This is a genomic window from Aureitalea sp. L0-47 (genome assembly GCF_026126405.1).
Taxonomy (GTDB): Bacteria; Bacteroidota; Bacteroidia; order Flavobacteriales; family Flavobacteriaceae; genus Pukyongia.
The window spans coordinates 22,162-45,584 of sequence record NZ_JAFMTQ010000005.1; the positions used below are offsets into that span (position 1 = coordinate 22,162).

General features: G+C 43.9%; 20 protein-coding genes. 10 read left to right on the forward strand and 10 right to left on the reverse strand.

Features of this window, described 5'->3' with window-relative positions:
* The 4 genes from J1N09_RS06930 to J1N09_RS06945 all read right to left on the reverse strand — a co-directional run bounded on the left by J1N09_RS06930 (window position 1) and on the right by J1N09_RS06945 (window position 5,030).
* A complete protein-coding gene (locus J1N09_RS06930) occupies window positions 1–1,044 on the reverse strand; it encodes an o-succinylbenzoate synthase (protein WP_265199413.1) in 1,044 nt (347 codons plus the stop codon).
* Between the two features lie 37 nt (window positions 1,045–1,081).
* A complete protein-coding gene (locus J1N09_RS06935; RefSeq protein ID WP_265199219.1) occupies window positions 1,082–1,762 on the reverse strand; it encodes a metal-dependent hydrolase in 681 nt (226 codons plus the stop codon).
* Between the two features lie 27 nt (window positions 1,763–1,789).
* Window positions 1,790–2,692, reverse strand: coding sequence for a 1,4-dihydroxy-2-naphthoate octaprenyltransferase (menA, locus tag J1N09_RS06940; protein WP_265199220.1), 903 nt, complete (start codon window positions 2,690–2,692; stop codon window positions 1,790–1,792).
* Window positions 2,693–2,789: 97 nt separating this feature from the next.
* A complete protein-coding gene (locus J1N09_RS06945) occupies window positions 2,790–5,030 on the reverse strand; it encodes a choice-of-anchor I family protein (protein WP_265199222.1) in 2,241 nt (746 codons plus the stop codon).
* Window positions 5,031–5,235: 205 nt separating this feature from the next.
* Here J1N09_RS06945 and J1N09_RS06950 point away from each other — a divergent pair, with 205 nt between their 5' ends.
* Window positions 5,236–5,607 (forward strand): DoxX family protein, encoded by a 372-nt coding sequence (locus J1N09_RS06950; RefSeq protein WP_265199224.1) that lies wholly within the window; start codon window positions 5,236–5,238, stop codon window positions 5,605–5,607.
* Window position 5,608: 1 nt separating this feature from the next.
* Window positions 5,609–6,346 (forward strand): DUF6090 family protein, encoded by a 738-nt coding sequence (locus J1N09_RS06955; RefSeq protein WP_265199226.1) that lies wholly within the window; start codon window positions 5,609–5,611, stop codon window positions 6,344–6,346.
* On the opposite strand, the gene holA is transcribed toward J1N09_RS06955, so the two are convergent.
* Complete coding sequence (gene holA / locus J1N09_RS06960; RefSeq protein ID WP_265199228.1) at window positions 6,330–7,334, reverse strand: DNA polymerase III subunit delta; 1,005 nt, start codon at window positions 7,332–7,334, stop codon at window positions 6,330–6,332. The two genes, J1N09_RS06955 and holA, sit on opposite strands and share 17 nt — an antisense overlap.
* A 62-nt stretch (window positions 7,335–7,396) precedes the next feature.
* Here holA and J1N09_RS06965 point away from each other — a divergent pair, with 62 nt between their 5' ends.
* The 4 genes from J1N09_RS06965 (at window position 7,397) to J1N09_RS06980 (ending at window position 10,356) form a co-directional block, all read left to right on the forward strand.
* Window positions 7,397–7,846, forward strand: a complete 450-nt coding sequence (locus J1N09_RS06965) for a type I restriction enzyme HsdR N-terminal domain-containing protein (protein ID WP_265199229.1) — start codon at window positions 7,397–7,399, stop codon at window positions 7,844–7,846.
* Between the two features lie 18 nt (window positions 7,847–7,864).
* Window positions 7,865–8,857: a glycosyltransferase family 2 protein gene (locus tag J1N09_RS06970; protein ID WP_265199230.1), complete on the forward strand. Its 993-nt coding sequence runs from the start codon at window positions 7,865–7,867 to the stop codon at window positions 8,855–8,857.
* A gap of 85 nt (window positions 8,858–8,942) precedes the next feature.
* Window positions 8,943–9,782 carry a flagellar motor protein MotB gene (locus tag J1N09_RS06975; protein ID WP_265199232.1) on the forward strand — a complete coding sequence of 280 codons (840 nt, stop codon included), beginning with the start codon at window positions 8,943–8,945 and terminating at the stop codon, window positions 9,780–9,782.
* Between the two features lie 160 nt (window positions 9,783–9,942).
* The gene (locus J1N09_RS06980) at window positions 9,943–10,356 is read left to right on the forward strand and encodes a hypothetical protein (RefSeq protein WP_265199234.1); all 414 of its coding nucleotides are present in this window, start codon (window positions 9,943–9,945) and stop codon (window positions 10,354–10,356) included.
* A gap of 2 nt (window positions 10,357–10,358) precedes the next feature.
* Here the strand turns inward: J1N09_RS06980 and J1N09_RS06985 are convergent, their stop codons facing one another.
* Window positions 10,359–10,976 carry an L-threonylcarbamoyladenylate synthase gene (locus tag J1N09_RS06985; RefSeq protein ID WP_265199235.1) on the reverse strand — a complete coding sequence of 206 codons (618 nt, stop codon included), beginning with the start codon at window positions 10,974–10,976 and terminating at the stop codon, window positions 10,359–10,361.
* A 50-nt stretch (window positions 10,977–11,026) separates the two neighbouring features.
* A complete protein-coding gene (locus tag J1N09_RS06990; protein ID WP_265199237.1) occupies window positions 11,027–13,348 on the reverse strand; it encodes an ATP-dependent helicase in 2,322 nt (773 codons plus the stop codon).
* 135 nt (window positions 13,349–13,483) lie between these two features.
* Here J1N09_RS06990 and J1N09_RS06995 point away from each other — a divergent pair, with 135 nt between their 5' ends.
* The 3 genes from J1N09_RS06995 to J1N09_RS07005 are packed head-to-tail and all read left to right on the forward strand — an operon-like array spanning window position 13,484 to window position 16,925.
* The gene (locus tag J1N09_RS06995) at window positions 13,484–14,767 is read left to right on the forward strand and encodes an amidohydrolase (RefSeq protein ID WP_265199239.1); all 1,284 of its coding nucleotides are present in this window, start codon (window positions 13,484–13,486) and stop codon (window positions 14,765–14,767) included.
* A complete protein-coding gene (locus tag J1N09_RS07000; protein WP_265199241.1) occupies window positions 14,768–16,381 on the forward strand; it encodes an FMN-binding glutamate synthase family protein in 1,614 nt (537 codons plus the stop codon).
* Between the two features lie 19 nt (window positions 16,382–16,400).
* The gene (locus J1N09_RS07005) at window positions 16,401–16,925 is read left to right on the forward strand and encodes a hypothetical protein (protein ID WP_265199244.1); all 525 of its coding nucleotides are present in this window, start codon (window positions 16,401–16,403) and stop codon (window positions 16,923–16,925) included.
* On the opposite strand, the gene J1N09_RS07010 is transcribed toward J1N09_RS07005, so the two are convergent.
* Both J1N09_RS07010 and J1N09_RS07015 read right to left on the reverse strand, forming a co-directional pair.
* Window positions 16,922–17,836: a patatin family protein gene (locus J1N09_RS07010; RefSeq protein ID WP_265199245.1), complete on the reverse strand. Its 915-nt coding sequence runs from the start codon at window positions 17,834–17,836 to the stop codon at window positions 16,922–16,924. The genes J1N09_RS07005 and J1N09_RS07010 overlap by 4 nt on opposite strands.
* Entirely contained in the window at window positions 17,833–19,905 is a 2,073-nt protein-coding gene (locus J1N09_RS07015; protein WP_265199246.1) for a M1 family metallopeptidase, read from the reverse strand. The genes J1N09_RS07010 and J1N09_RS07015 overlap by 4 nt, the downstream gene beginning before the upstream one ends.
* A gap of 95 nt (window positions 19,906–20,000) precedes the next feature.
* Here J1N09_RS07015 and recG point away from each other — a divergent pair, with 95 nt between their 5' ends.
* Complete coding sequence (recG, locus tag J1N09_RS07020; protein WP_265199248.1) at window positions 20,001–22,106, forward strand: ATP-dependent DNA helicase RecG; 2,106 nt, start codon at window positions 20,001–20,003, stop codon at window positions 22,104–22,106.
* Between the two features lie 37 nt (window positions 22,107–22,143).
* Here recG and J1N09_RS07025 read toward each other — a convergent pair whose 3' ends face one another.
* Window positions 22,144–23,355: a peroxiredoxin family protein gene (locus tag J1N09_RS07025; RefSeq protein WP_265199250.1), complete on the reverse strand. Its 1,212-nt coding sequence runs from the start codon at window positions 23,353–23,355 to the stop codon at window positions 22,144–22,146.
* Between the last annotated feature and the right edge of the window lie 68 nt (window positions 23,356–23,423).

A 23,423-nucleotide genomic window follows, 5' to 3' on the forward strand; every position in this document is an offset into this window, starting at 1 on the left:
TTATATTGAAAAAAGATCGACATTCCATTGTTTTTCCGGTTGGTAGCGAAGGGTTCCCGCTGTCACCTCCAAGGGTGAATCAATGTTGTTGGTAAACAAACTTCCCGTGCCCAATCCTTGCGGCAATTTACTATTTTTTGTGAAGGTGTACTGTGAAATGGCATTTAATCCTACATTAGATTCCAGGGCTGAAGTGATCCACCAGCCTAGGCTGTTCTTTTCCGACAAAGATATCCATTCATCGCTGCCTGAGAATCCACCAACCAGGGTTGGTTTTAGGATGATGTATTGAGGGCGAATCGTTTCCAGTAGTTTTATTTTATCGGTCATGGACACTACCCCGATTAATTCTTCATCCAGCGCTATAGGCAAGGGAGTTTCTTCACAGAGTCCTGCCATTTCCTGCCACTGACCCTGCTTTATAGGTTGTTCGATGGAATGAATGTCCAGTTCTGCCAGGCGATGTAGTTTCTCGAGCGCATCAGAAGGTTTGAAAGCACCGTTGGCATCTACTCTTAGTTCGATTTCTTCTGAAGAGAATTCGCTGCGGATCGACTTTAGCAAAGAGATTTCCTTTTCGAAATCAATGGCCCCGATCTTCATCTTGATACAACCGAAACCGTCTTTCAGGCGATCGCGTATCTGCTCTTTCATAAATGCTTCGGAACCCATCCAGATGAGCCCATTGATAGGTATAGCAGCTTCTCCAGTAGTAAATTCCGAAGGAAAAATAGAAAATGGATCTTTGGACCTTAACGATAAAAAAGCGGTCTCCAAACCAATCTGTATTGCAGGAAATTCTACAAGTTCGGCAAGTAGTGTTTCCAGGCCTAGATCTATATGTTTACAGGTCCAATCCAGTTTCTTTTCAAAATCGGGTCGGTCGTCGTAACTGAGTCCGCGAAACATTCCACACTCCCCTATTCCGAAGTTATCACCCTGCTTTAGAATAAGGAACCAGGTATCCTTGGTGGTTAAAACACCACGCGATGTTCCACTGGGATTTTTAAACTGAAGGATGTGTTTAAGGCGGGAGGCTTGCAACATGGCGGAGACCGTTTGCTTGGGGTGACTTTTGGTGTTAGAGTTCGATAGACTCTCCTATTTCAAGTAACATCAGGTCTTTCCCGGCATCGTAAAACTTTCGCTTAGCCTCATCGTGATCGATCTCGATAAATCCGAAGGTATCGTAATGTACCCCCAGCACTTTATCGCATTCCACGAAATTACTCGCGATGATAGCATCGTCTATTCCCATGGTAAAATTGTCGCCAATGGGTAAAATTGCGAGATCCAGCTTAGTACTCATAGGAATTAGTTTCATATCCATGGTAAGCGCCGTATCCCCGGCTATGTAGATATTCTTGTGTTCTCCTTCAATTACAAAACCACCCGGATCACCACCGTTACTTCCATCTGCGAAGGCACTGGTGTGAATGGCATTCACATACTTAACCGTCCCAAAATCGAATTTCCACTTGCCACCGTGGTTCATGGGGTGAACATTAAACCCTTTTTCCTGGTAGTGCATTGCGATCTCATAGTTACTAACTATGGCGGCACCCGTGTTTTTGGCAATGGCCTCAGCATCCAGCACATGGTCCTGGTGAGCGTGTGTGAGCAGAATGTAGTCTGCTTTCAGGGAATTGATATCCACCTTGTCTCTGGAAAGTGGATTGCCACTTATAAAAGGATCGACGACTATGTGTTTATTGGAAACCTCTATTCCGAGGCTGTTCTGACCGTAGAATGTAATCTTCATAATTAATAATTTTACATAAAGTTACTTCTAAAAGAAATTGGAAGCAAATAGTAATAGTGCAAATAAAAAGGTGCTCAGGGCGACTTTCTTAAGCTCCGGATCCAGGGTGGTAGCATCGGCGGTTTTGAATACTTTCACCAGGTTTAAAAACAGCGGTATGAAGGCGATCAATGCTACAAAATATATGCCTCCTCCCAATCCCATCCAGATAAACAAGGCCGCTGCTAAAAAAGCAATGATGATCAATGCGGCGTGATATATTTTCACCTTGTTCGGACCCAGTACTACTGCCAGGGTGTTCTTCCCCGACTTCGCATCGGATATCCTGTCCCGCATATTATTCAGGTTGAGAACGGCGGTACTCAGTAAGCCAATGCTGACAGCAGGCAAAACGACGTAGGATCCCAGGTTCTGGGTGTAGAGAAAAAAGCAACCCATCACACCCACGATTCCGAAAAATATAAAAACAAACAGATCTCCAAGTGCACGATAGCCATATGCCCTCTTGCCCACAGTGTAGGTAACGGCAGCAATGACAGCCGCGATACCCAAATTAAAGAAGATAAAGGACAGCAGGAAGTTGTCATTTCCGAAGGAAACAAAGATCAGCATACTAGCCAACAAGAGTGTTATAGCAGCGGTGATGATCATTCCCCGTTTGAGTTCTTTTGCTTTAAGTTTACCACTTTGAAGGGCTCGGGCAGGACCCACTCGGCCTTTATTATCGGTGCCTTTAACACCATCTCCATAATCATTGGCGAAATTGGAAAGTATTTGAAAGCCCAGTGTGGTGGCGATCGCAAAAAGAAAGACGATCAGCCTGAAGGAGTCCGCAGCATAGGCAACAGCACTTCCGGTGATGATCCCGGAAACCGATAATGGCAAGGTTCGCAGGCGGGCCGCAGAGACCCAGGCCTTAACTTTAGACATGCAACACTTTTTAGGTTGCAAAAATACGTCTAAATTATAAAACCCGCCTCCAAAAACTGAAGACGGGCTTTACGACAACTATCTATATGAAAAAGAATTACTTTACAATCAATTTCTTAGTTACTCCTTCGGAATTGCTCACAATGTAGGTTCCGCTTCTTAAAGAAGAAATATCCATGAATGCAACCTCACTGGCCTCCAAAACTCTACGGCCGGTGATGTCGTAGATTTTATAACTTCCAGGCTCACTAAAGAATATTTGTCCTGTGGCTGGATTCGGGTACATGACAAAGCCGGTTTCGGTTATTTGGCTATCGCCTACTGAAAGGATATTATTGTCAATAGAATAAACACCCAAGGTAGCACTAACTTCGTTCGAGATCACGATAAGCCCTTTATCTGTTGGGCTATCCGCAGGGTTAATATATAATACCCCTTCCGGACCAAGGTCACCACTTTCGTTTCCACCGGGAGTATTGTCCCTGTTGTTCTCGTATTCGAGGAAAACAGGGGCAGTTGGTTCTGTTATGTTATACACCATCATTCCACCAATACGCTCCAGTAGGACAAAGGCATAGAATTCACCGTCTATCTCTTCAACAATCACGCCTTCAGGTTCCGGGCCTTTATTATCACTGCGGTTCTTGAAATTGTTATTGCTATTGCTGGCGTTAAATATCGCACCATAGGTAGGATCATTCGCTGTAATCACCTCGAAGTCGTTACCACTATCGTAAACCAGGGTTCCTGTGGCCGCTTCAAAAATACTGAAGGACCTTCCGCCGAAAACATGGATCTCTTCGAACTCACCATCGTTATCGATGTCACCGGATGCATTTGTGACATTGATCTCTGCCAGGTTGGTTTCCAATTCCAGGATATCGATATTACTAAATACAGAACCGTCAAGCGTATAATCTCCATCATCGATCTTACGCTCCTCTTCGTAGGTGTCGTACTCGCGGGCATCACCTTCGTTAGCCGTAACAATGTAACCCGTTCCTCCTACTTCATAGAAAGCAATGGCATCGGGCATATACATACCGTAGATCGGCCAGGTTGCGTCGAAAATAAAGTCGGTTTCATCAGAAACATCCAGTGAGTTCTCAGCAAGGCTGTGGTCTTTCAATCCAAAGGATATTACGTCCGTAATTTCGAGAGTAGTTAGGTCTACAATGGCGTAGGCGTTGTTTTCCTGTAGCGCTACATAAGCAAAAAGATTATCTGAAGAAACCGTGATGTATTCCGGCTCCAGGTCCTGGGAAACACTAGCTCCCGGACCGTAAATTCGCACTCCTGCTGCCTCAAGGGCCGCTTGTTGAGAATCGAAGGCATTAAAATCGAGTGTAGTAACGTCTGCCTGGCTGATATTTCCCGCACCGGCACTCACATCGATAACGGAGACAGAACCTTCAGGGTCAATCGAGTAATCATCGTTTGGTTCTCCCTCGTTAGCAACCAGTAGGCTGTTTCCATCCGGGCTGAAGGTAAGCATATCCGGAAGTGATCCTACTTCAACGATATCACCTACGGTATTTTCAACATCAGCGATAAGCACGAATCCATTATCTGTCGCTTCGTTCGCGGCGATGGCTACAGCATAGATTCCATTACTCACGGAAACACTTTGAACACCGTCACCAATTCCGGTTAGGTCCACAGTAGCATTGGTACTCATGTTCAATGGATCCGAGAAGTCAATAAATTCGATCTTGTCACCATTGGTTACAATGATCTGTTGTGTAATTGGATCATAGGCTGAGATCTCTGCTGTTCCACTACCGTCCACCAGGTAGCTGGTAAGGTAGTTGATATCTAATTGTGTATTGTCTCCCGCAGGAACAACCGTGTCATCGTCCAGAATATACACACCGAAAACATTATCGCCGGAGATCTGGAGGTCGACTTCATTCTCAAGTTGAAGAAGGAAGAATACGTCGCTATTATCGTCATTATCGTTTAGTATCGGAATAGTCACTGTTTGAGATGCCGTACTTCCCGAAGGAAAAACCAGAGTTTCAGCGGCTAGAAAACTGAAATCGACCCCTTCAACAGCTGATCCGCCAGCCAGGATGTTGACATCAACCGAACCATTCGTTACAGGTGCCTGGTTAATAGTCACTTCAACATCTACAGACGCGCCATCCTCTGCTACTGAGGTAAAATCCGCAGAAAATGAGACCGAAGGATTTCCTTCTGGTGTATGAACACCACCTCCCCAGTCAGCATTATCAACCGACGTATTTATTCTGCCTTCCTGGTTAATGGTGTCTAATGTAATTTGAGCGTAAGAAGCAGCGCCTAGAAGTAGGGCTGCCAGCATAGTAATTTTTTTCATTGTTGGTACATTTAGTTAAACTGTGTCAAAAATAGTGGCAGCCTGTACCGAAAATTTTAGCTGGAGATTACCATATCATGAAAGATTTTTCTTTTCAAATCGAAAATGGGGATCAATCTTTAAAGTATTGTAAAGTTTAGTTAGCGGAATTGTAAAATCGGATTGATTTACTATTTTTAACCAAACCAACTAAATTCTAACTCTTATGACTTCCACTTATCACCTCGGCCTTCTTATATTACGAATCGGTTTTTCCGGAATGATGTTAGTCCATGGTATCCCTAAACTCCTGGACGTTCTACAGGGTGATTTCGGATTTGGAGATCCTATCGGATTGGGAGCAACGGTAACTAAGATACTTGCCGTGATCGGGGAAGTTATTTGTCCGTTACTCATCATAATAGGATATAAAACCCGCCTGGCAGCTATTCCTGCACTCATCACCATGCTTGTCGCTGCCTTTGTTGTACACGCATCAGATCCTTTCGGAACAAAGGAAAAAGCGCTGATGTTCGCCTGCGCCTTCCTTGTGATCGCCCTTACAGGGGCCGGGAAAATTTCCGTAGATAAAAAATAACATGCCTTTATTCACAAAGTCATTGAAGATCAAGTCTTTTACAAATAAACAAGTGGGGCGGTATATGCTATATGCATTGGGGGAGATCGTGCTGGTAGTGGCCGGTATTCTAATCGCACTTCAGATAAATAATTATAACGAAGAACGAAAAAAGAAGAAACTGGTTGATGGCGTATTACAAAGCATCACATACGATCTCGAACTGGACACCTTAACTGTTGGAGCTGCCATAAAATATTACGAAGCCAGAGACAGTGTTGCAAAGGCTATAATTGACGACAAGTACAGTAGGGAGGATTTCGAGAAATGTACCCTTTGTCCTACACTTATCTCAACCTATGTCCCGCTAAAGATTAACGATAAGGGATACTCCAGGCTGAAAGAGATAGTGGATTCGTCAAAAAAGAAGGACACCCTCACGGTGGAGATCGTTCAATTTTATAACGCCTTCGACGCCCTGCTCACCCAGTTTGGGGACGAGGTTAAAGAATTTACATTAGAGAATGTGCGTGATTGGCGGGACAACCAGCCTTGGTTTAGTAAAGTTACTTCAGGAAGGATGGATGAACGCCTTTATGACTATATGGAATCCCAGGATTACAAGAACAAAGTAGCCTATTACTATGTGATCGTATGCAGGAATTATAACACTATGCTGAAAGCATATAAAACGAATGCTGCGGAAGTGTTGAAGAATATTAAAGAACGGAAGAACCTGGATTCTATTCAAAAATCTTGACCAGGAGTTCTTTTAAAAGGTCCCCCTGCGGAACATTGGCCGCTCCTACCCCTTTACTTTTCATATCGATCTCGCGAATGGAACTGATGATCCCACTTACCTTTTTCATCGGGTAATTACGAGCAGCCAACTGGTAGTCTTTAATGAAATAGGGATTAACACCCAATTCCCTGGCCGCATGGGCCGGGTTCTTCAAAGCGTGATATTTTAATAATTTTGAGAAGAAACTGTAGAGCAACGCAATGGTCATCACAATCGGGTGATTTTTAGGATTCTGACCAAAATACTGCACAATGGTAAATGCTTTCTTCATATCGCGTTCTCCAATGGCGCTTTGCAATTCGAAGTTATTGAAGTCTTTACTAATCCCGATATTCTCTTCAACTACCTGAGGGGTGATCTGTGAACCATCCGGGAGTATCAATTGTAGTTTTTGTAGTTCATTGTTCACCTTGCTAAGGTCGTTTCCAAGGAATTCAGTGAGCATCTGTGCCGCCTTGGGAGTTATGGTGTAGCCTTTTCCCGCCAGCACACGCCTGATCCAGTCAGGGACCTGGTTCTCGTATAATTTTTTACTCTCAAAGAGCACACCTTGTTTCTGAATGGTTTTGGATAATTTCTTGCGCGCATCCAGTTTTTTGTACTTGTAGCAGATCACCAGTACCGTTGTTGGCTGCGGATTCTCCACGTAAGGCAGTAAGTTTTCTATGGTTCTTGAAAGGTCCTGGGCCTCCTTCACGATCACAACCTGTCGTTCCGCCATCATCGGGTAGCGCTTTGCATTGCTCACGATATCATCGATAGTCACATCCCTGCCATACAGTATGATCTGATTAAAACTGCGTTCTTCTTCCGTGAGGACGGTCTGTTCAATATAATCGCTGATACCGTCTATATAATAAGGTTCTTCCCCCATTAGGAAATAGATGGGAGCTATCCTACCCTGCTGAATATCGGTAATGATCTGTTTTGTCTTCTCTAAAGGCACGTATAATTGTTGTGGAAGATTCTTAGTTCTGAAATCTTGGAAGTGTTTGCTACCTTTGTACTATGCAGCAACTCAACTTCCCGAGCTTCACATTTCGATTCAAAAATAGGGAAAACAAACCGTTGATCTTTGACGAGGTGCGAAAAAAATTTGTACTTCTCACACCTGAAGAATGGGTTCGTCAAAACTGTGTGCAATTTTTGATCCATGAGTTGAATTATCCGCATTCACTTATCAATGTAGAAAAGCAGATCAAGGTTCACCAAACTTCAAAACGCTACGATATTGTGGTGTTCAACCCGGACGGTAGTATTCACATAGTAGTGGAGTGCAAGGCTCCATCGATAGCGATAAGCCAGGACACTTTCGACCAGATCGCACGATATAATTTTTCATTAAATGCAACCTATCTAATGGTTACCAATGGATTAAGTCATTATTATTGTACCCTGGATTACGAGGAGGAACGCTACCATTTTCTAAAAGAATTGCCATCCTATGTTAAGAAATAATGCCGTTACTTTGTGTCTATGACAATAGCCGTAGTCATACTGAATTGGAACGGAAGATCCTTGCTGGAAACCTATTTACCTTCGGTAGTTGAGTTTTCTTCGGAAGCTACGGTATATGTTGCAGACAATGCATCTACGGACGATTCGGTGGAATTGGTGCAATCAAATTTTCCTTCAGTAAAAATCATTCAGAATAAAACAAACGGCGGATATGCCAAGGGATATAATGACGCATTGAAAACACTGGATGAAGATCTTTTTATCCTACTGAACAGTGACGTAGAAGTGAGCGAAAACTGGTTACAACCCGTAGTCAAAGAATTCGAAAGCAACAGCGAACTTGTAGCTGCTCAACCGAAGATACTGGATGCAACCCATAGAGACAGTTTTGAATATGCTGGCGCAGCGGGAGGATACATAGATGCATTGGGGTATCCGTATTGCCGGGGACGAATCTTTGATGCTATTGAAAAAGACGAAGGACAATACAACGACAACTGCGAGATTTTCTGGGCCACCGGTGCTTGTCTTTTCATAAGGAAGACCGCTTTCCGGGAAGTAGGTGGATTGGACGAAGATTTCTTCGCTCACCAGGAAGAGATCGATCTTTGCTGGCGCTTGAAAGTTAATGGTGGTAAGATCATGTACCTCGGAAATTCGACAGTCTATCACCTTGGAGGTGGCACCTTAGCTTCAGCCAAACCACAAAAAACGTTTTACAACTTCAGAAATACACTTTTATTACTACTGAAAAATGTAAAAGGCGGTAGGGTTTACAGATTGATTTTCTTTCGGATGCTTCTGGACGGATTGGCAGCGTTGCGATTTCTACTAAAGGGTGAGTTTGTGCATATATGGGCGATTATTAGGGCGCATTTTAGCTTTTACTCACTTTTTGGCAAGTTCCTTCAGAAGCGAAAAAAACACAGGTCATCCATGCGATACTCGGAAATTAATTCGGTGGTTTGGAAGTACTTTGTTCTAAAAAAACGTACCTTTAACCAACTCTGATAATTTAAACTTAAATAATTGTTAAGTGCAATTTCAGAACCCGCCTAATTACTAATTTTGAATAACTAAAATAAACAATCTTAACATGAAAAAGCTGTTACTGTTTGCTGTCGGTGCGATGCTCGTTCTCGGATCATGTGTATCCAAGAAGGAATATGCAGCACTGCAAGCAAAGCAAAAAGAGACACAGGACTTATTGAATACTGCAACCGTTAAATTGAATAGCTGTTTAACAGATAAGGCGGCGGCATTAGCTCGACTCGAAGAGTTGAGAAAGTCCAATCAAGACCTCATCCAAAGTTCGAAAGATCTCACGATGCTGACTCAACAAGGAGCTACTAATCTTGAGAAATCCCTGGAGAGTCTAAGAGAGAAAGATCTTAAGATATCAAGACTTCAGGACGCACTTAGTAAAAAGGACAGTGTTACTCTGGCCCTTGTAACCAGCCTGAAAAAGGAAGTGGGGTTAGATGATCCCGACATAGAGATCAATGTTGAAAAAGGAGTAGTATTCATCTCACTTTCAGACAAGGTTCTTTTCAAAACCGGATCGTATAACTTATCATCCAGAGCAAATGAAATTCTTGGAAAAGTAGCTACTGTTATCAACGGTAAGCCTGACTTTGAAGCTATGGTTGAAGGACATACGGACAATGTTCCTTACAAAAGCGGAGTGTTACTCGACAACTGGGATCTTAGTGTGAAGCGTTCCACAGCTGTAGTTAGAAAACTTCAGGAACTTGGTGTTAAACCTGCGCAACTGATCGCTGCAGGGCGAGGAGAACATATTCCACTCGTGGATAACGATACCGCTGAGAATCGTGCTACCAACAGACGAACCAAGATACTGGTACTACCGAAGATCGATCAGTTCTACACCATGATAGAAGAAGAACTTGAGACTTTATCCGCAGAAGGAAACTAATATCGGAATCATAATATTTCTAACTCGGACGTATGTCCGGGTTTTTTATTTCTGAATTTTTATAATCCAGTTGAAATTAACTCATTTTTTAGTGTAACACTCCCGAGCGATATTCGTCTACTAGAAAAGCATACTCCCCACCTAACCAATAGAATAGTTTATGCAACCACATTACCAATTCACCGACGAGGAGTTCGAGAAACAGTTTAAGTTCGGGTTATTGCATCCGAGCTATTTTTCACATGAAGCACACTTGCGCCTGGCCTGGATACATATCACCAAATACGGCCTGGAGAATGCTATCGATAATGTAACCACCCAACTGAAAACCTACACCGAAATCCATGGTGTGGGCGCGAAATACAATGAAACTGTTACAGTGGCTTCAGTTCGTGCGGTATTTCATTTTCTTCTTTCTTCAGAAGCAACCACTTTCAGGGGTTTCTTAAAAGAAAACCCAAGGTTGATTTTCGATTTCAAACAATTGTTGGGGTATCACTACGCATTTAATATTTTCGATTCTGAAGAAGCCAGGAATCAATATTTGGAACCGGATCTGCTGCCTTTTGATTAAGGTTAAAACTCCAAACTCCCCTTCCCTTCTCGTACCAGCAAGGGCTCATCACCGGTGAGATCGATCACCGTTGATGGGATATTACCGCCATAGCCACCATCAACAACCACATCTACCCTATTAGCCCATTTCTCGTAAATGAGTTCGGGGTCTGTGGTGTATTCGATCACCTCATCCTCGTCCTTTATGGACATAGAAAGTATAGGGTTACCCAGTTCTGAAACCAGCGCACGGGCAATAGCGTTATCGGGGACACGAATCCCTACTTCTTTTTTCTTTTTGAAGATGGAAGGTAATTTATTGTTCCCTGGTAAAATGAAAGTATACGGACCGGGTAAAGCACGCTTGAGCATTTTAAACGTTGTGTTGTCGATCTGTCTAACAAAATCCGACAACCGACTCAAATCTTCACAGATAAAGGAGAAGTTTGCCTTGTCGAGTCGGACGCCCTTTATCCTGGCGAGTCTTTCCATGGCTTTGTTATGAGTAATGTCGCACCCTAGGGCATAGACTGTATCACTTGGGTAGATCACTAACCCACCTGAGCGGATAATGTCCACTACCTTTTTAATGTCCCTGGGATTGGGATTTTCTTCATATATACGTATGAACTCAGCCATAGTAGTAAGTTACAAAATATTCAGTAATTCTGAAGTTATCTTCGGGAGCACTAGGCATCGAGAACGTTCAATTTTGCAAAACGCAATAACAACTTTTTTAATCCCCCGTTCTCGAAGAGGATCTCGGCCTTGGTGTCTGCTCCTACCCCTTCGATCTTCAGTATTTTACCTTTCCCGAAGCGAACATGTTCTACCATGGTTCCTTCGGAAAGGTTTGCAGCGGCTGCATCGAAATTTTTGTCGCTACTGCTCTTTACGGGCTTCAATCGCCTTAGTTTCCGAAGTTGCTCTTCCGAAGGTCCCTTTGGAGGAGTTCCCGAAACCGGTTTGCGCATGCGTAGCTTGCTTTTATCTACTTCCCCGAAGATATCTGTATCGATAAGTGGTTTGAAGCGATTCTCGGTCTTGGGTGTCAAATAATCCAGGAACTGCTCTTCGATCTCCTCTATAAACCTACTAGGTTCGGCATCGATAAGTTTACCCCATCGATACCTGCTCTGGGTATAAGTTAGGTAAGCCTGTTTCTCAGCCCTGGTAAGTGCCACGTAGAACAAGCGGCGTTCTTCCTCCAGCTCCGCTCGCGTATTCATACTCATTGCCGAAGGGAAAAGGTCTTCTTCCAGTCCAACGATATACACGTAGGGAAATTCAAGCCCCTTCGCCAGGTGAACTGTCATAAGGGCCACACGATTGTCATCGCCTTTATCCATATCCAGATCCGTTGCAAGGGCAACATCTTCCATGAACTCAGACAGGGAACCGGTGGTATCTGCCAATTCTTTCTGCTCTTCTACAAAATCCCGGATACCATTTAGGAGTTCTTCGATATTCTCAATACGTGCAATACCTTCGGGGGTACCGTCTTTTTTCAATTCCTGTACTAGCCCCGTCTTTTTCGTCACATGTTCTGAGATCTGGAAGGCGTCGTAGCTTTGGTTTAGGACCTGGAAACTCTCGATCATGGTCACAAAATTCTGCAACTTGCCCTTGGTGCCCTTATTGATCTTCAGATCGATCTTGTCGATATTTTTCATCACTTCAAACATCGAACGATCATAGTGGTTCGCTGCCACAATGAGTCGGTCAACCGTTGTTTGTCCGATACCCCGGGCCGGGTAATTGATCACACGTTTCAGTGCTTCTTCATCCTTCGGATTCAATACCAATCGAAGGTAAGCAAGTACATCCTTGATCTCCTTTCTTTGGTAAAAACTAAGTCCGCCATAAATTCGATACGGAATGTCCTTTTTCCGAAGCGCGTCTTCAATAGCCCTGGACTGGGCGTTGGTGCGATAAAGAACCGCGAAAGAGTCGTACATCTCTTGTTGAGTCATCGCGTTCTCGAAGATGGAACTCGCAACGAAACGTCCTTCGTCACCGTCAGTCATCGTGCGGTTCACAAGTATCTTGTTGCCTTCGTCATTAGCTGTCCACACCACCTTTTCCAGGCGCTGCTTATTCTTTTCAATAATACTGTTGGCGGCATTCACAATATTCTTAGTGGAACGATAGTTTTGTTCGAGTCGGTAGACCTTCACATCATCATAATCCCGCTGGAAGTTGAGGATATTGTTGATATTCGCACCCCTAAATGCATAGATACTCTGAGCATCATCGCCAACAACGCAGATATTCTGAAATCGGTCGCTCAGGGCTTTAACAATGAGGTACTGACTGTGATTCGTATCCTGGTACTCATCCACGAGTATGTAGCGAAAGCGATTCTGGTATTTGGACAACACATCCGGGAAGCGGTTCAGGAGTTCGTTTGTCTTCAGAAGCAGGTCATCGAAATCCATAGCGCCTGCTTTAAAGCACTTGTCCACGTAAGCGTGGTAAATATCTCCCATTCTAGGCCTTTTAGCCATCGCATCGGCTTCCTGTAAATCCGGGTTACTGAAATAGGCCTTTACGGTTATCAGGCTGTTCTTAAATGAAGAGATGCGAGAATACACCTGCTTATACTTGTAGATATCCTTATCCAGCTGCATTTCTTTGATGATGCTCCGAATTACACTCTGAGAATCCTGGGTATCATAAATCGTGAAATTGGATGGATAGCCCAGTTTATCCGCCTCGAACCTCAGGATCTTTGCAAAGATGCTGTGAAAGGTTCCCATCCAAAGGTTTTTAGCCTCACTACTACCAACGATCTGTGCGATCCGTTTCTTCATTTCGCGGGCCGCCTTATTGGTAAAGGTGAGGGCAAGAATATTGAATGGATCTACTCCTTGCGACATCAAATAGGCGATACGGTAGGTTAGCACCCTGGTTTTACCGGAACCGGCACCTGCAATAACGATCATTGCCCCGTCTTTTTGCAGGACCGGGGCTAATTGTGCATCGTTAAGCTGTTCTAAGAATGCTTGCAAGTTGTGGAGATTCTAGAGTTGAAAAATACTGAATTTAGAATGAATAAAGCGTGCGCCAATTCAGAAATTATAAACAATTCGAGCTGGTTTTGGTTTTAGCTAAAATCCGTTATCTTTAGCTGAATTTTTTACCCTATGAAACAGCTACTTACCTTACTTGCCGTCTTAATTCTGGCTACCTCAGCAGAGGCACAAATGGAGAAATCCGTACTTAGTGATATTGAAAGTATTGAACAGCAGGTCATTGATTGGCGGCGCTATTTTCATGAAAACCCGGAACTATCCAACCGGGAATTCAACACAGCAAAGAAGATCGAGGAGCATCTTCGATTCCTTGGAATGGACGTACAAACCGGCATTGCCAAAACCGGGGTGGTTGGCATCCTTAAAGGCGACCAACCGGGAAAGGTGGTTGGATTACGTGCAGATATCGACGGATTGCCAGTTACAGAGCGGAATGACCTTCCGTTCAGGAGTGAAGTAAAATCAACCTTCCTCGATAAGGAAACAGGCGTGATGCATGCCTGCGGACACGATACCCATATTGCTATATTGATGGGTGTGGCGGAAGTACTTTCAAAAAACAAGGACAAAATAAAGGGTACTATCAAATTTATCTTTCAACCCGCGGAAGAAGGACCTCCTCCCGGCGAAGAGGGCGGTGCGAAGCTAATGATAAAGGAAGGAGTGTTAAAGAATCCCGACGTCGACGTGATCTTCGGACTCCATATCAATTCGGCTACACCGGTAGGAACTATAAAGTATAAAAGTGGCGGTACTATGGCTGCAGTGGAGCGGTTTGTCGTTAACGTAAAAGGGAAACAAACACATGGCTCAGCCCCATGGACAGGTGTGGATCCCATCCTCATCTCGGCTAAGATCATCGATGGTTTCCAAACCATCATCAGCAGGGAATCACCTCTTGTCGATGAAGCAGCGGTTATTACCGTAGGCAAGATCACCAGTGGCGTACGTTTTAATATCATTCCTGAAAGTGCGGAACTCATTGGAACCGTAAGAACTTTAGACCCTAAAATGCGTGAACTCATCATGCGACGTATGAATGAAATGGCACGGGATATCGCAAAGGCATACGGTGGCGAAGCTACCATCGAATGGCAAAACAATACCGTTGTTACCTATAACGATCCCGATCTAACAGCACAAATGCTTCCTAGCTTGCAACAAGTAGCAGGTGCTGACAAGGTAGTTAGCATGAAGGCAACCACCGGAGGTGAAGACTTTTCCTATTTCCAGGAGATCGTTCCGGGATTCTATTTTTTCCTTGGAGGTATGACCCCGGGAAATAAAACGCCATACCCACATCACACACCGGATTTTAAGATTGATGAGGATGGGCTATTGCTTGGTGTGAAGGCTATGACACAACTTTCACTGGATTATCTAAACGCCCAATAAATGGACGCATTCCTAGATGTATTGAAGTCGGTGCCCTGGTGGGCGTGGGTGCTTTTTGTGCTCACCTTGATCGCCATCAGGGATATATTTTTCAATAAGAAGCACACCATCCAGCATAACTTCCCTATCGTGGGTCACATTCGGTATATGCTGGAGAGTATAGGTCCGGAAATGCGACAATACATCGTTGCCAACAATCGTGAAGAGCTTCCTTTTAACCGTATAGAACGAGGTTGGATCTACGCTTCAGCGAAAAACCAGAATAATTACGAAGGTTTCGGAAGTGATCGGGATTTTTATAAACCCAATTATATCTTCATAAATAACGCCTTACTCCCTTTCAAACTTCCGGAAGACCATCCCAACAGGAATGACCCTTATTTTGTACCCTGTGCAAAAGTTATGGGTGAAGGGAGGCGCCGGCGGCCATATCGTCCCGCATCCGTGATCAATGTTTCGGCCATGAGTTTCGGTTCTTTATCCGCTCGTGCTATTGAGTCCCTGAACAGAGGCTGTGGAATGGCCCATGCGTACCATAATACTGGTGAGGGCGGTTTGTCTCCGTATCATTGTCAGGGTGGAGATGTGGTTTTTCACTTCGGAACGGGTTACTTCGGGGTTCGCGATTCCGAAGGAAACTTCAGCATGGAGAAAATGAAGGAATTGGTAAAGAACAATCCCCAGGTTCGTGCCATCGAAGTAAAATTATCCCAGGGAGCAAAACCAGGTAAGGGAGGCGTACTCCCTGGCTCGAAGATCACTTCGGAAATTGCCGCTATTCGAGGTGTTGTGAAGGGTAAAGATGTGCTCTCTCCTCCTACTCACAGCGCTTTCGATGGAATTGACGGTTTACTGAATTTTGTAGAGGATATTGCTGAAGCAACCGGGCTGCCTGTTGGTATCAAATCGGCCGTTGGTAAGCTCGACAGCTGGGAGGAGCTTGCCTCCAAAATGAAAGAAACCGGAAAGGGGCCTGATTTTATTACGATCGACGGTGGTGAAGGAGGTACCGGGGCTGCGCCTCCAAGTTTCGCCGATCACGTGGCTTTACCATGGGTATTCGGATTTAGTGATGTCTATAAGATCTTTCAGAAGTATGAACTCTGTGGAAAAGTAGTTTTTATAGGAAGTGGAAAACTCGGTTTTCCCGCCAAAGCTGCGATGGCTTTCGCCATGGGTGCCGACTGCATCAACGTAGCTCGTGAAGCCATGATGGCGATAGGTTGTATTCAGGCACAGATATGTCACAACAATCGCTGTCCCAGCGGTGTAGCTACGCAAAGTAAGTGGCGACAAAGCGGGATCAATGTGAAAGACAAGGCGAAACGAACGCATTATTATTTTAAGAACTTCAGAAAAGAACTACTGGAGATCACCCGTTCCTGTGGTTATGAGCATCCTTCGCAGATCACTATGGACGATGTGGAATTCAGCCTGGGGGATAGAAACCTGGTAAAGACGCTGGCCGATTCCTTCTCTTACAACAAAACAAAGACAGGATTTACCAGTGTTGAAGATTGCATGAATTGCATACATTTGGGTGGTAATTACCAGCCTAAAGAGGCAAAAAACAGTGTAAAAAGGGCAATGGAAAAGAACGAAGTACGTTATTAGAACTTAAATACCGATCAAAATGGAAGAACTTTCTCAAATCCTCAGCTATGTAGCCTACTTATTACCTGCCATCGTGGTTGGTATTATCGCGTATTATTTTTTCAAAGGCCATACCGCCAACGAAGAAGGAAGAAGGCGCTACCTAATTCAAAAGGAAGCGCAGAACAAAGTACTGCCCATGCGCTTACAGGCCTATGAGCGTCTTACGCTGCTAATGGAGCGACTTGACCCTAACAAGTTATTGATTCGCGTTAGTCCGTATTCCGACGAAATAGAGAAGTACGAAGCCCTGCTCATCAAGAATATCGAGCAGGAATTTGAGCATAACGTGGCGCAGCAGATTTATATCACTCCCGAATGCTGGAACCTCATTAACGCTGCTAAGAATGCAACAATTCATGTGATACGGCAAGCCGCTATGCATGAAAAAGATAATAATGCGGACCAGATGAGAGAATATTTACTTCGGAATTTCATGGAAGAGATAACTCCATCTCAAAAGGCCCTGGCGTATATCAAAAAAGAAGTTGCCGAGCTATTCTAAGTGTCATTCGGGTGAATTTCACTGGTTTCTTCGTCCTGGCTCCTGGCATAGCGATAGCCACTGTCCCACCATTTCAACATTTGTTCTTTTTCAAAGATTAAGGAATTCGTGGTGAGCACGGTAGGTGTGTAGTAGAAGTTTATCACGGCATTGTGATGACCTGCAACAAACTTTCCAATGCGAATATTCTGCTTTTCTACCCGATCCAGCATATAGGCGTGCATATTTGTTAGCAGGGAAAAAGGATTACGGGAAGGCATTCGGTTGTAGTGTGTTACTTCTGTTTCCAAAATGATGACGTCTACTTCAGTTGCACCTCTTTGAATGGCTTCTTCAATAGGAACCATACTCCCAAATCCCCCATCCGCATACTCATTTTGATTCTTCTTTACCAGACTCATAAAGGGAATGTAGTTGCAGGAGATCCAGATCCAGTCGCAAAAATCACTATAGTCGAAATCCTGTATGCTTTTGTATTCTACCTGGTTCAAAGTAAGATTAGAGACGGTAACCACCACTTCCTTTCCACTTTGCTTTAGCTCGTCAAATTCACGCTGCGTTAGCGAATTGGAAATTAAGGTCCGAAGACTATAACTCTCACCAAAGGTTTTACTTCCTCTGAAGAAATTCCGAAGTACTTTAAAATGATCAATGGCGATCTCCTTTTGTCCGTACTTACCTTTTTTTATTTTGAAAGGTCTGAGGCTGAAGATATCGTCCTGGTTCACCGAAGTGTAGACTTTCCTGATCTTTTCCAGCTTGTTAAGAGCGAGGTGGGAAATTAGCAAGCTGCCGGTGGAAGTACCCACGAAAATGCGGTAGTCGTGCCCTTTTTCCTCCATCAGGTACTGGGCCACGCCGCCAGCGAAAGCACCTTTACTCCCTCCCCCCGAAATCACCAGTGCTCTCATTCAGAAATAATTTTAGTCGTGAGATACTGCTTTTCTTTTTCTGAGAATTGATCCAGGCGTTCATACAATGACTTCTTCACTTCGGGATCTTCGGAAAGTTGCTTTAGCATGTTACGGGCACCACTGCGAAATCTCCAGTTATGATGTACAGATGCATCCACGAGGTTATCGATCACTTCATCATTGTACATCTGTAATTCGGCGAGATATTCGAAGGCTTTTTGTCGGATCTCAAAACTGTACTTCGCACTTGAGTAATCCCGCAATTCGTTTACAAATGTGGATTTGTTCTCCAAACGATAGTCTGGTGTTATGATTGCCAGTGCCAGCCATAGCTGTCGCACATTCTTATCCTGGAAACCTGCAATAGATTCTGTTTGATCCAGGTACCTTGCCCTGTCGTTCGGAAACGAATTCCAGAGCGAATATAAGGCCGCCTCAATGGTTACATAGCTGGGGTCATCCAATAATCGTTCGAATTTCGGTTTGAGTCGTTCAGTAACCCCATCCATAGAAATGGCTACTGCCTGCCTGATAAACAGGTTGTCACTGTCCAGGGCTTTTTCGTATAGGAATTGAGAAACGAGTGGATTCTCTCCGGACAGCTGGTACACGGCTTCTTGCCCTATAAAATCATTTCCTTCCTCGATAGCTTTTTCCAGCAAATCTATTTTTTCTGAAAGCTGTCCTGCCCGTAATGAAGAAACCTGGAAGTAGCTATCCATGAACTCGGATTCGGAGAGTGAACTGTATGCCTGCATTGCTTTGAACGCCGTTTGCTGAAGCCAGTCCTGCTCCCAATTAGAAATATCCGCATCGGTGGCCGCACGCACCTCCGAAAGGAAGTCTTCCGTATTTACATTTTTGAATTTGTGTTTCTGAAGATAGGATCGAATCGCACTTTTAAAAGCCTCATCTCCTATCTTCTCACGCAGGATATGCAAGGCCCAGGCCCCTTTTTCGTAGAAGGTAAGTGACGAAGCCTTAGGGTTGAGAAGGGACTCCCCTTTACCCTGGTCGCTCAGCTCCTTAAGCTGTTCGGCACTCTGATACATAACCCAATAGAAATAATCGTCCCCAAAAATCTCCTTTTCGGCCAGGTGGGCATAGTAGGTTGCAAAGCCTTCCTGCAGCCAATGATGTGTCCCTGAGGTTTCAGTAACCAGATTGCCAAACCAATGATGCGCCAACTCATGAGCGTTTACGTTCACGTAGTTTCTATCGTTAAAGCCTATAGAGTCAACCACAAAGGCTTCGGAAAAAATAGTGGCGGTAGTATTTTCCATCCCGGCATAGAGAAAATCGCGCACCGGAACCTGTTTATAGTTCTGCCAGGGATAGGGAACGCCTATCTCTTCTTCGAGGAAATCGAAGATCTCTTTGGTGTAGCGATAAGTAGGCTCAGCTTTGAGGGAGTCTTCCGGTCTGAAATATAGTTCGATCGGCACGCCCGATTCAGACTGTATTGTATTTTTACTGAAATTCCCAATGACAAGTGCTACCAGGTAGCTAGACATGGGCTCATCCATATTGAAATTCCAAACGATCAAGGATTCGCTATCCCTGGTGGTTAACGAGTTCAACGCACCATTGGTGACGACTCTTTTTTCGGATTCCACTAAAATCGACAGGTCGAATTCGATCTTGTCGTTCATATCATCAATAGAAGGCAACCAGTGAGATGTGTATTTTCCCTGGCCTTGTGTCCAGATCTGATCACCGGTAAAATAGAGGGTTTGCTTAGGTTCAGCGCGATAGGAGAAGAAGATCTTGTATTCCTTTTCCTCCTTAAAATTCCCTATAATCCAAAACTTATCTTCATTTGCCTCCACATTCATATTATCGTAGTCTCCATCAAGGGAAAGCCTTTCCATATTCACGGCATCGAGATATACGGAATCTGCGTCTTTCAACATTTTAAACGTAACCTCTATCCCACCCTCAATTGTTTTATTTTCAGGAGAAGCGTAAAGATTTGCACGTATTTCAAGAAAATCGACAACATCGGTCTGCTGGGCGTGGCTTCCGAAGAAGGTAAAGGCGGCGAGTAATAATAGGAGGTGCTTCATAAACTATATAACACAAAGTTCGTGTTACGCATTGCAAATTACGAATTAATAGGCTACTAGATTCCTGCCTTCGCCGGAATTTGTAACTTCGTTATATGAATCCCAATTTCCTTCAAACACCCATAGAATATCTCAAAGGGGTAGGCCCCAACCGGGCTGATCTCCTGAAGAAGGAATTGGATATTCACACCTTCCAGGACCTTATCAACCTGTTTCCTAACCGCTATCTGGACAGAACCCGGTATTATAAGATCGCTGATCTCCAGAAATCCAATGCCGAAGTGCAGATAATTGGTAAGATCTCCCACATCAAAACCGTAGAGCAAAAAAGAGGAAAGCGACTGGTCGCTAAATTCATAGACGAAACCGGTATTATGGAGTTGGTGTGGTTCAGGGGGCAAAAATGGATTCGCGAAAACTTAAAGATCAATCAGCCATACGTAATCTTCGGAAAAGTTAATTGGTTTAACGATCATTACTCCATGCCTCATCCTGAAATGGAATTGTTGGAAGAGCACGAAAAGAGCCTTAGATCGGCTATGCAACCTGTGTATCCTTCCACCGAAAAATTGACGAACAGGGGTATCACTAATAGGGTGATAAATAAACTCATGCAACAGCTCTTTTCCGAAGCAAAAAATACCTTTGTTGAAAGCCTCCCTGAGAGGGTACTAAACAACCTTAAATTACTACCTAAAAACGAGGCGCTTTTTAACGTCCATTTTCCGAGAAGTAATACCCTGTTAGCCAAGGCTCAATATCGTTTAAAATTCGAGGAATTATTCTACATCCAACTACAATTACTTCGGAAGAATTTAATCCACAAAGCAAAAATTAAAGGGTATCCATTCCTGAAAGTAGGGGGGTATTTCAACACCTTCTTTTCAGATCATTTACCCTTCGAATTAACTGCTGCTCAAAAAAGAGTGATCAAGGAAATCCGCAAAGATGTGGGCAGTAAAGCTCAGATGAATCGATTACTACAAGGTGACGTGGGCAGCGGAAAGACCATTGTAGCCTTCATGTCAATGTTAATAGGACTTGACAACGGTTTTCAAGCCTGTTTAATGGCGCCGACTGAAATTTTGTCAGTCCAACACTATAACGGATTACTGGAATGGTGTAATAAATTGAATATCAGTATTTCATTACTTACTGGTTCAACTTCTACTTCAAATAGAAAAGAAATCCACGAAAACCTTGAAAATGGCTCGCTTCATATCTTAATTGGCACCCATGCACTCATCGAAGATAAGGTGAAATTTAAGAATCTGGGCATTGCAATTATAGACGAACAACATCGTTTCGGGGTGGCGCAACGAAGTAAACTCTGGCACAAAAATGAACGCCCTCCTCACATCCTGGTCATGACCGCCACACCCATTCCGCGAACTCTCGCTATGAGCTTATATGGGGACCTGGATATTAGCGTTATTGACGAACTTCCTCCGGGTAGAAAATCGATCAAAACCGTGCACCGATTTGACGCCAACAGACTCAAAGTTTTTCGCTTCCTGAAGGACGAAATTTCCAAGGGCAGACAGGTGTATATAGTCTACCCCCTGATACAGGAAAGTGAGGCCCTGGATTACAAGGATCTCATGGATGGATATGAGAGTATAGTTAGGGAATTTCCGATGCCCGATTTCCAGATCTCTATTGTCCATGGAAAAATGAAATCGGCCGACAAGGATTTTGAGATGGATCGATTTGTTAAAGGTGAAACCCAGATCATGGTTGCCACAACTGTTATCGAAGTAGGCGTAAATGTCCCAAATGCTTCAGTAATGGTAATTGAGAGTGCTGAACGTTTCGGTTTATCTCAGCTTCACCAACTTAGAGGCCGGGTTGGTAGAGGAGCCGAGCAAAGCTATTGTATCCTGATGACAAGTCATAAACTTACTCATGATGCCCGAACACGCCTGGAGACCATGGTTCGGACCAATGACGGCTTTGAAATTGCTGAAACCGATCTCAAGCTCAGAGGGCCCGGAGATATCATGGGAACACAGCAAAGCGGAGTCTTAAACCTCCGAATCGCCGATATAGTTAAGGATGGCGATATCCTGAAGATCGCCAGGTCGCATGCATTTCAAATGCTAAAAGAGGATCCGAACCTTGAAAAGAAAGAGAATGCTGTGGTAAAATTCACCTATGCTCAATTGGCTAAATACCGAAACATCTGGAATTATATTTCTTAGTCACATTAACTAAAAGTTGCTAAAATACCAGTTCTGATCATTCTGAGAGTAAACTCTCAACATAGGCTTCAAAATCCTGCTTAAACTCAGTATACTTATCACCTGTCGCCGGACCATTAAAACCAGTATGGATCCTTCGCACCATACCCTTCTTGTCGATGAATATGGTCGTGGGGTATGCCAGTACATGATTCAGCATGGGTAATTTCATATTTGCTTCCAGCTTGCTTTCTGTTCCGAATTGCGCAAGTAAAATTGGATAAGGCACCCCAACCTTCTGTTTCAACCGGTTTATCGCAACCATTGCTTTCTGTCGTGTAGGCGCGTATTCAAACGCCAGGGAAACAAACTCAAGATCACGTGAATAGCTATTATTGAAATAATCTGTGTAATAGCGGGTTTCATCCAGGCAATTCGGACACCAGCTACCCATGATCTGGACTACGACTACTTTATTCAGAAATCGTTCATCTGCAAGTGAAACCGTGTCGCCTGCGGTATCGGGGAATGAAAATTCAATGGTATCGTAGCCATCTTTCAGGAATGTTAGTTCATCTTCCTCGGGTAATTCATAGTTGGTATTTCTCTTGGCAACAAAAGGTTCAACAAAGTGGTTTCCGCTATAAAACATACCATCTAGCGTACTATCCGTCACTTTTGCCTTGAACAAAAAGGCGTGGGCAGTATCGAAGGTAGAAAGGCGAAGTGTATCACCGTCAACGACTCCATCAAGGAAACGATAATCACCCGTGGTAGTTCGAAAGGTACCCGTCACACTGCTTCCCTCCTGTCTAAAGATTCCCTTTGCGATATATCTGGCTGCAGGATCTCCGGGGCTAAAAACAGTCTCCCACATCCCTTCTACTTCTTGGCCAGGTGATTCATTAGTTTGAAACCGAAGACTATCTCCATATTTCATCGTAAAGGGTACTACCCTATCCAGGCTTGGTTTAATAAAATCTCCACTAATCGTTTCAGCAGTAAACCGACCTTTGAAAACACCTTCGAAAACAGGATGTTGTATGATAATTGAATCTCCTCGGATAATTGTTTCCTCCGTCACCACACGTTCTTCAGCATTCAGGAAAACAAAAGTATGATCCTGAGGAAATTCAGCTAAAAATGGTAATTCCCGCCCATTACCAATATCCAGTGAAACTCGCCAAATACCGTGATTGGGATGGTGCGGGCCATTATCACAGGAGATTAAAGTTATCGATATTAGCAGTAAAAAGAATAATTGTTTCATAAAACGTCTTGAAATATACCCAAAAAAAACAGGCGCCTTAAAAGGCGCCTGCAGAAATTATTGGAATG

Excerpts from the sequence above, each read along its gene's own strand:
- J1N09_RS06935 (WP_265199219.1), bottom strand. The coding sequence starts at position 1,762 with ATGAAGATTACATTCTACGGTCAGAACAGCCTCGGAATAGAGGTTTCC.
- menA (WP_265199220.1), bottom strand. The coding sequence starts at position 2,692 with ATGTCTAAAGTTAAGGCCTGGGTCTCTGCGGCCCGCCTGCGAACCTTG.
- J1N09_RS06945 (WP_265199222.1), bottom strand. The coding sequence starts at position 5,030 with ATGAAAAAAATTACTATGCTGGCAGCCCTACTTCTAGGCGCTGCTTCT.
- J1N09_RS06950 (WP_265199224.1), top strand. The coding sequence starts at position 5,236 with ATGACTTCCACTTATCACCTCGGCCTTCTTATATTACGAATCGGTTTT.
- J1N09_RS06955 (WP_265199226.1), top strand. The coding sequence starts at position 5,609 with ATGCCTTTATTCACAAAGTCATTGAAGATCAAGTCTTTTACAAATAAA.
- J1N09_RS06965 (WP_265199229.1), top strand. The coding sequence starts at position 7,397 with ATGCAGCAACTCAACTTCCCGAGCTTCACATTTCGATTCAAAAATAGG.
- J1N09_RS06970 (WP_265199230.1), top strand. The coding sequence starts at position 7,865 with ATGACAATAGCCGTAGTCATACTGAATTGGAACGGAAGATCCTTGCTG.
- J1N09_RS06975 (WP_265199232.1), top strand. The coding sequence starts at position 8,943 with ATGAAAAAGCTGTTACTGTTTGCTGTCGGTGCGATGCTCGTTCTCGGA.
- J1N09_RS06980 (WP_265199234.1), top strand. The coding sequence starts at position 9,943 with ATGCAACCACATTACCAATTCACCGACGAGGAGTTCGAGAAACAGTTT.
- J1N09_RS06985 (WP_265199235.1), bottom strand. The coding sequence starts at position 10,976 with ATGGCTGAGTTCATACGTATATATGAAGAAAATCCCAATCCCAGGGAC.
- J1N09_RS06995 (WP_265199239.1), top strand. The coding sequence starts at position 13,484 with ATGAAACAGCTACTTACCTTACTTGCCGTCTTAATTCTGGCTACCTCA.
- J1N09_RS07000 (WP_265199241.1), top strand. The coding sequence starts at position 14,768 with ATGGACGCATTCCTAGATGTATTGAAGTCGGTGCCCTGGTGGGCGTGG.
- J1N09_RS07005 (WP_265199244.1), top strand. The coding sequence starts at position 16,401 with ATGGAAGAACTTTCTCAAATCCTCAGCTATGTAGCCTACTTATTACCT.
- J1N09_RS07010 (WP_265199245.1), bottom strand. The coding sequence starts at position 17,836 with ATGAGAGCACTGGTGATTTCGGGGGGAGGGAGTAAAGGTGCTTTCGCT.
- J1N09_RS07015 (WP_265199246.1), bottom strand. The coding sequence starts at position 19,905 with ATGAAGCACCTCCTATTATTACTCGCCGCCTTTACCTTCTTCGGAAGC.
- recG (WP_265199248.1), top strand. The coding sequence starts at position 20,001 with ATGAATCCCAATTTCCTTCAAACACCCATAGAATATCTCAAAGGGGTA.
- J1N09_RS07025 (WP_265199250.1), bottom strand. The coding sequence starts at position 23,355 with ATGAAACAATTATTCTTTTTACTGCTAATATCGATAACTTTAATCTCC.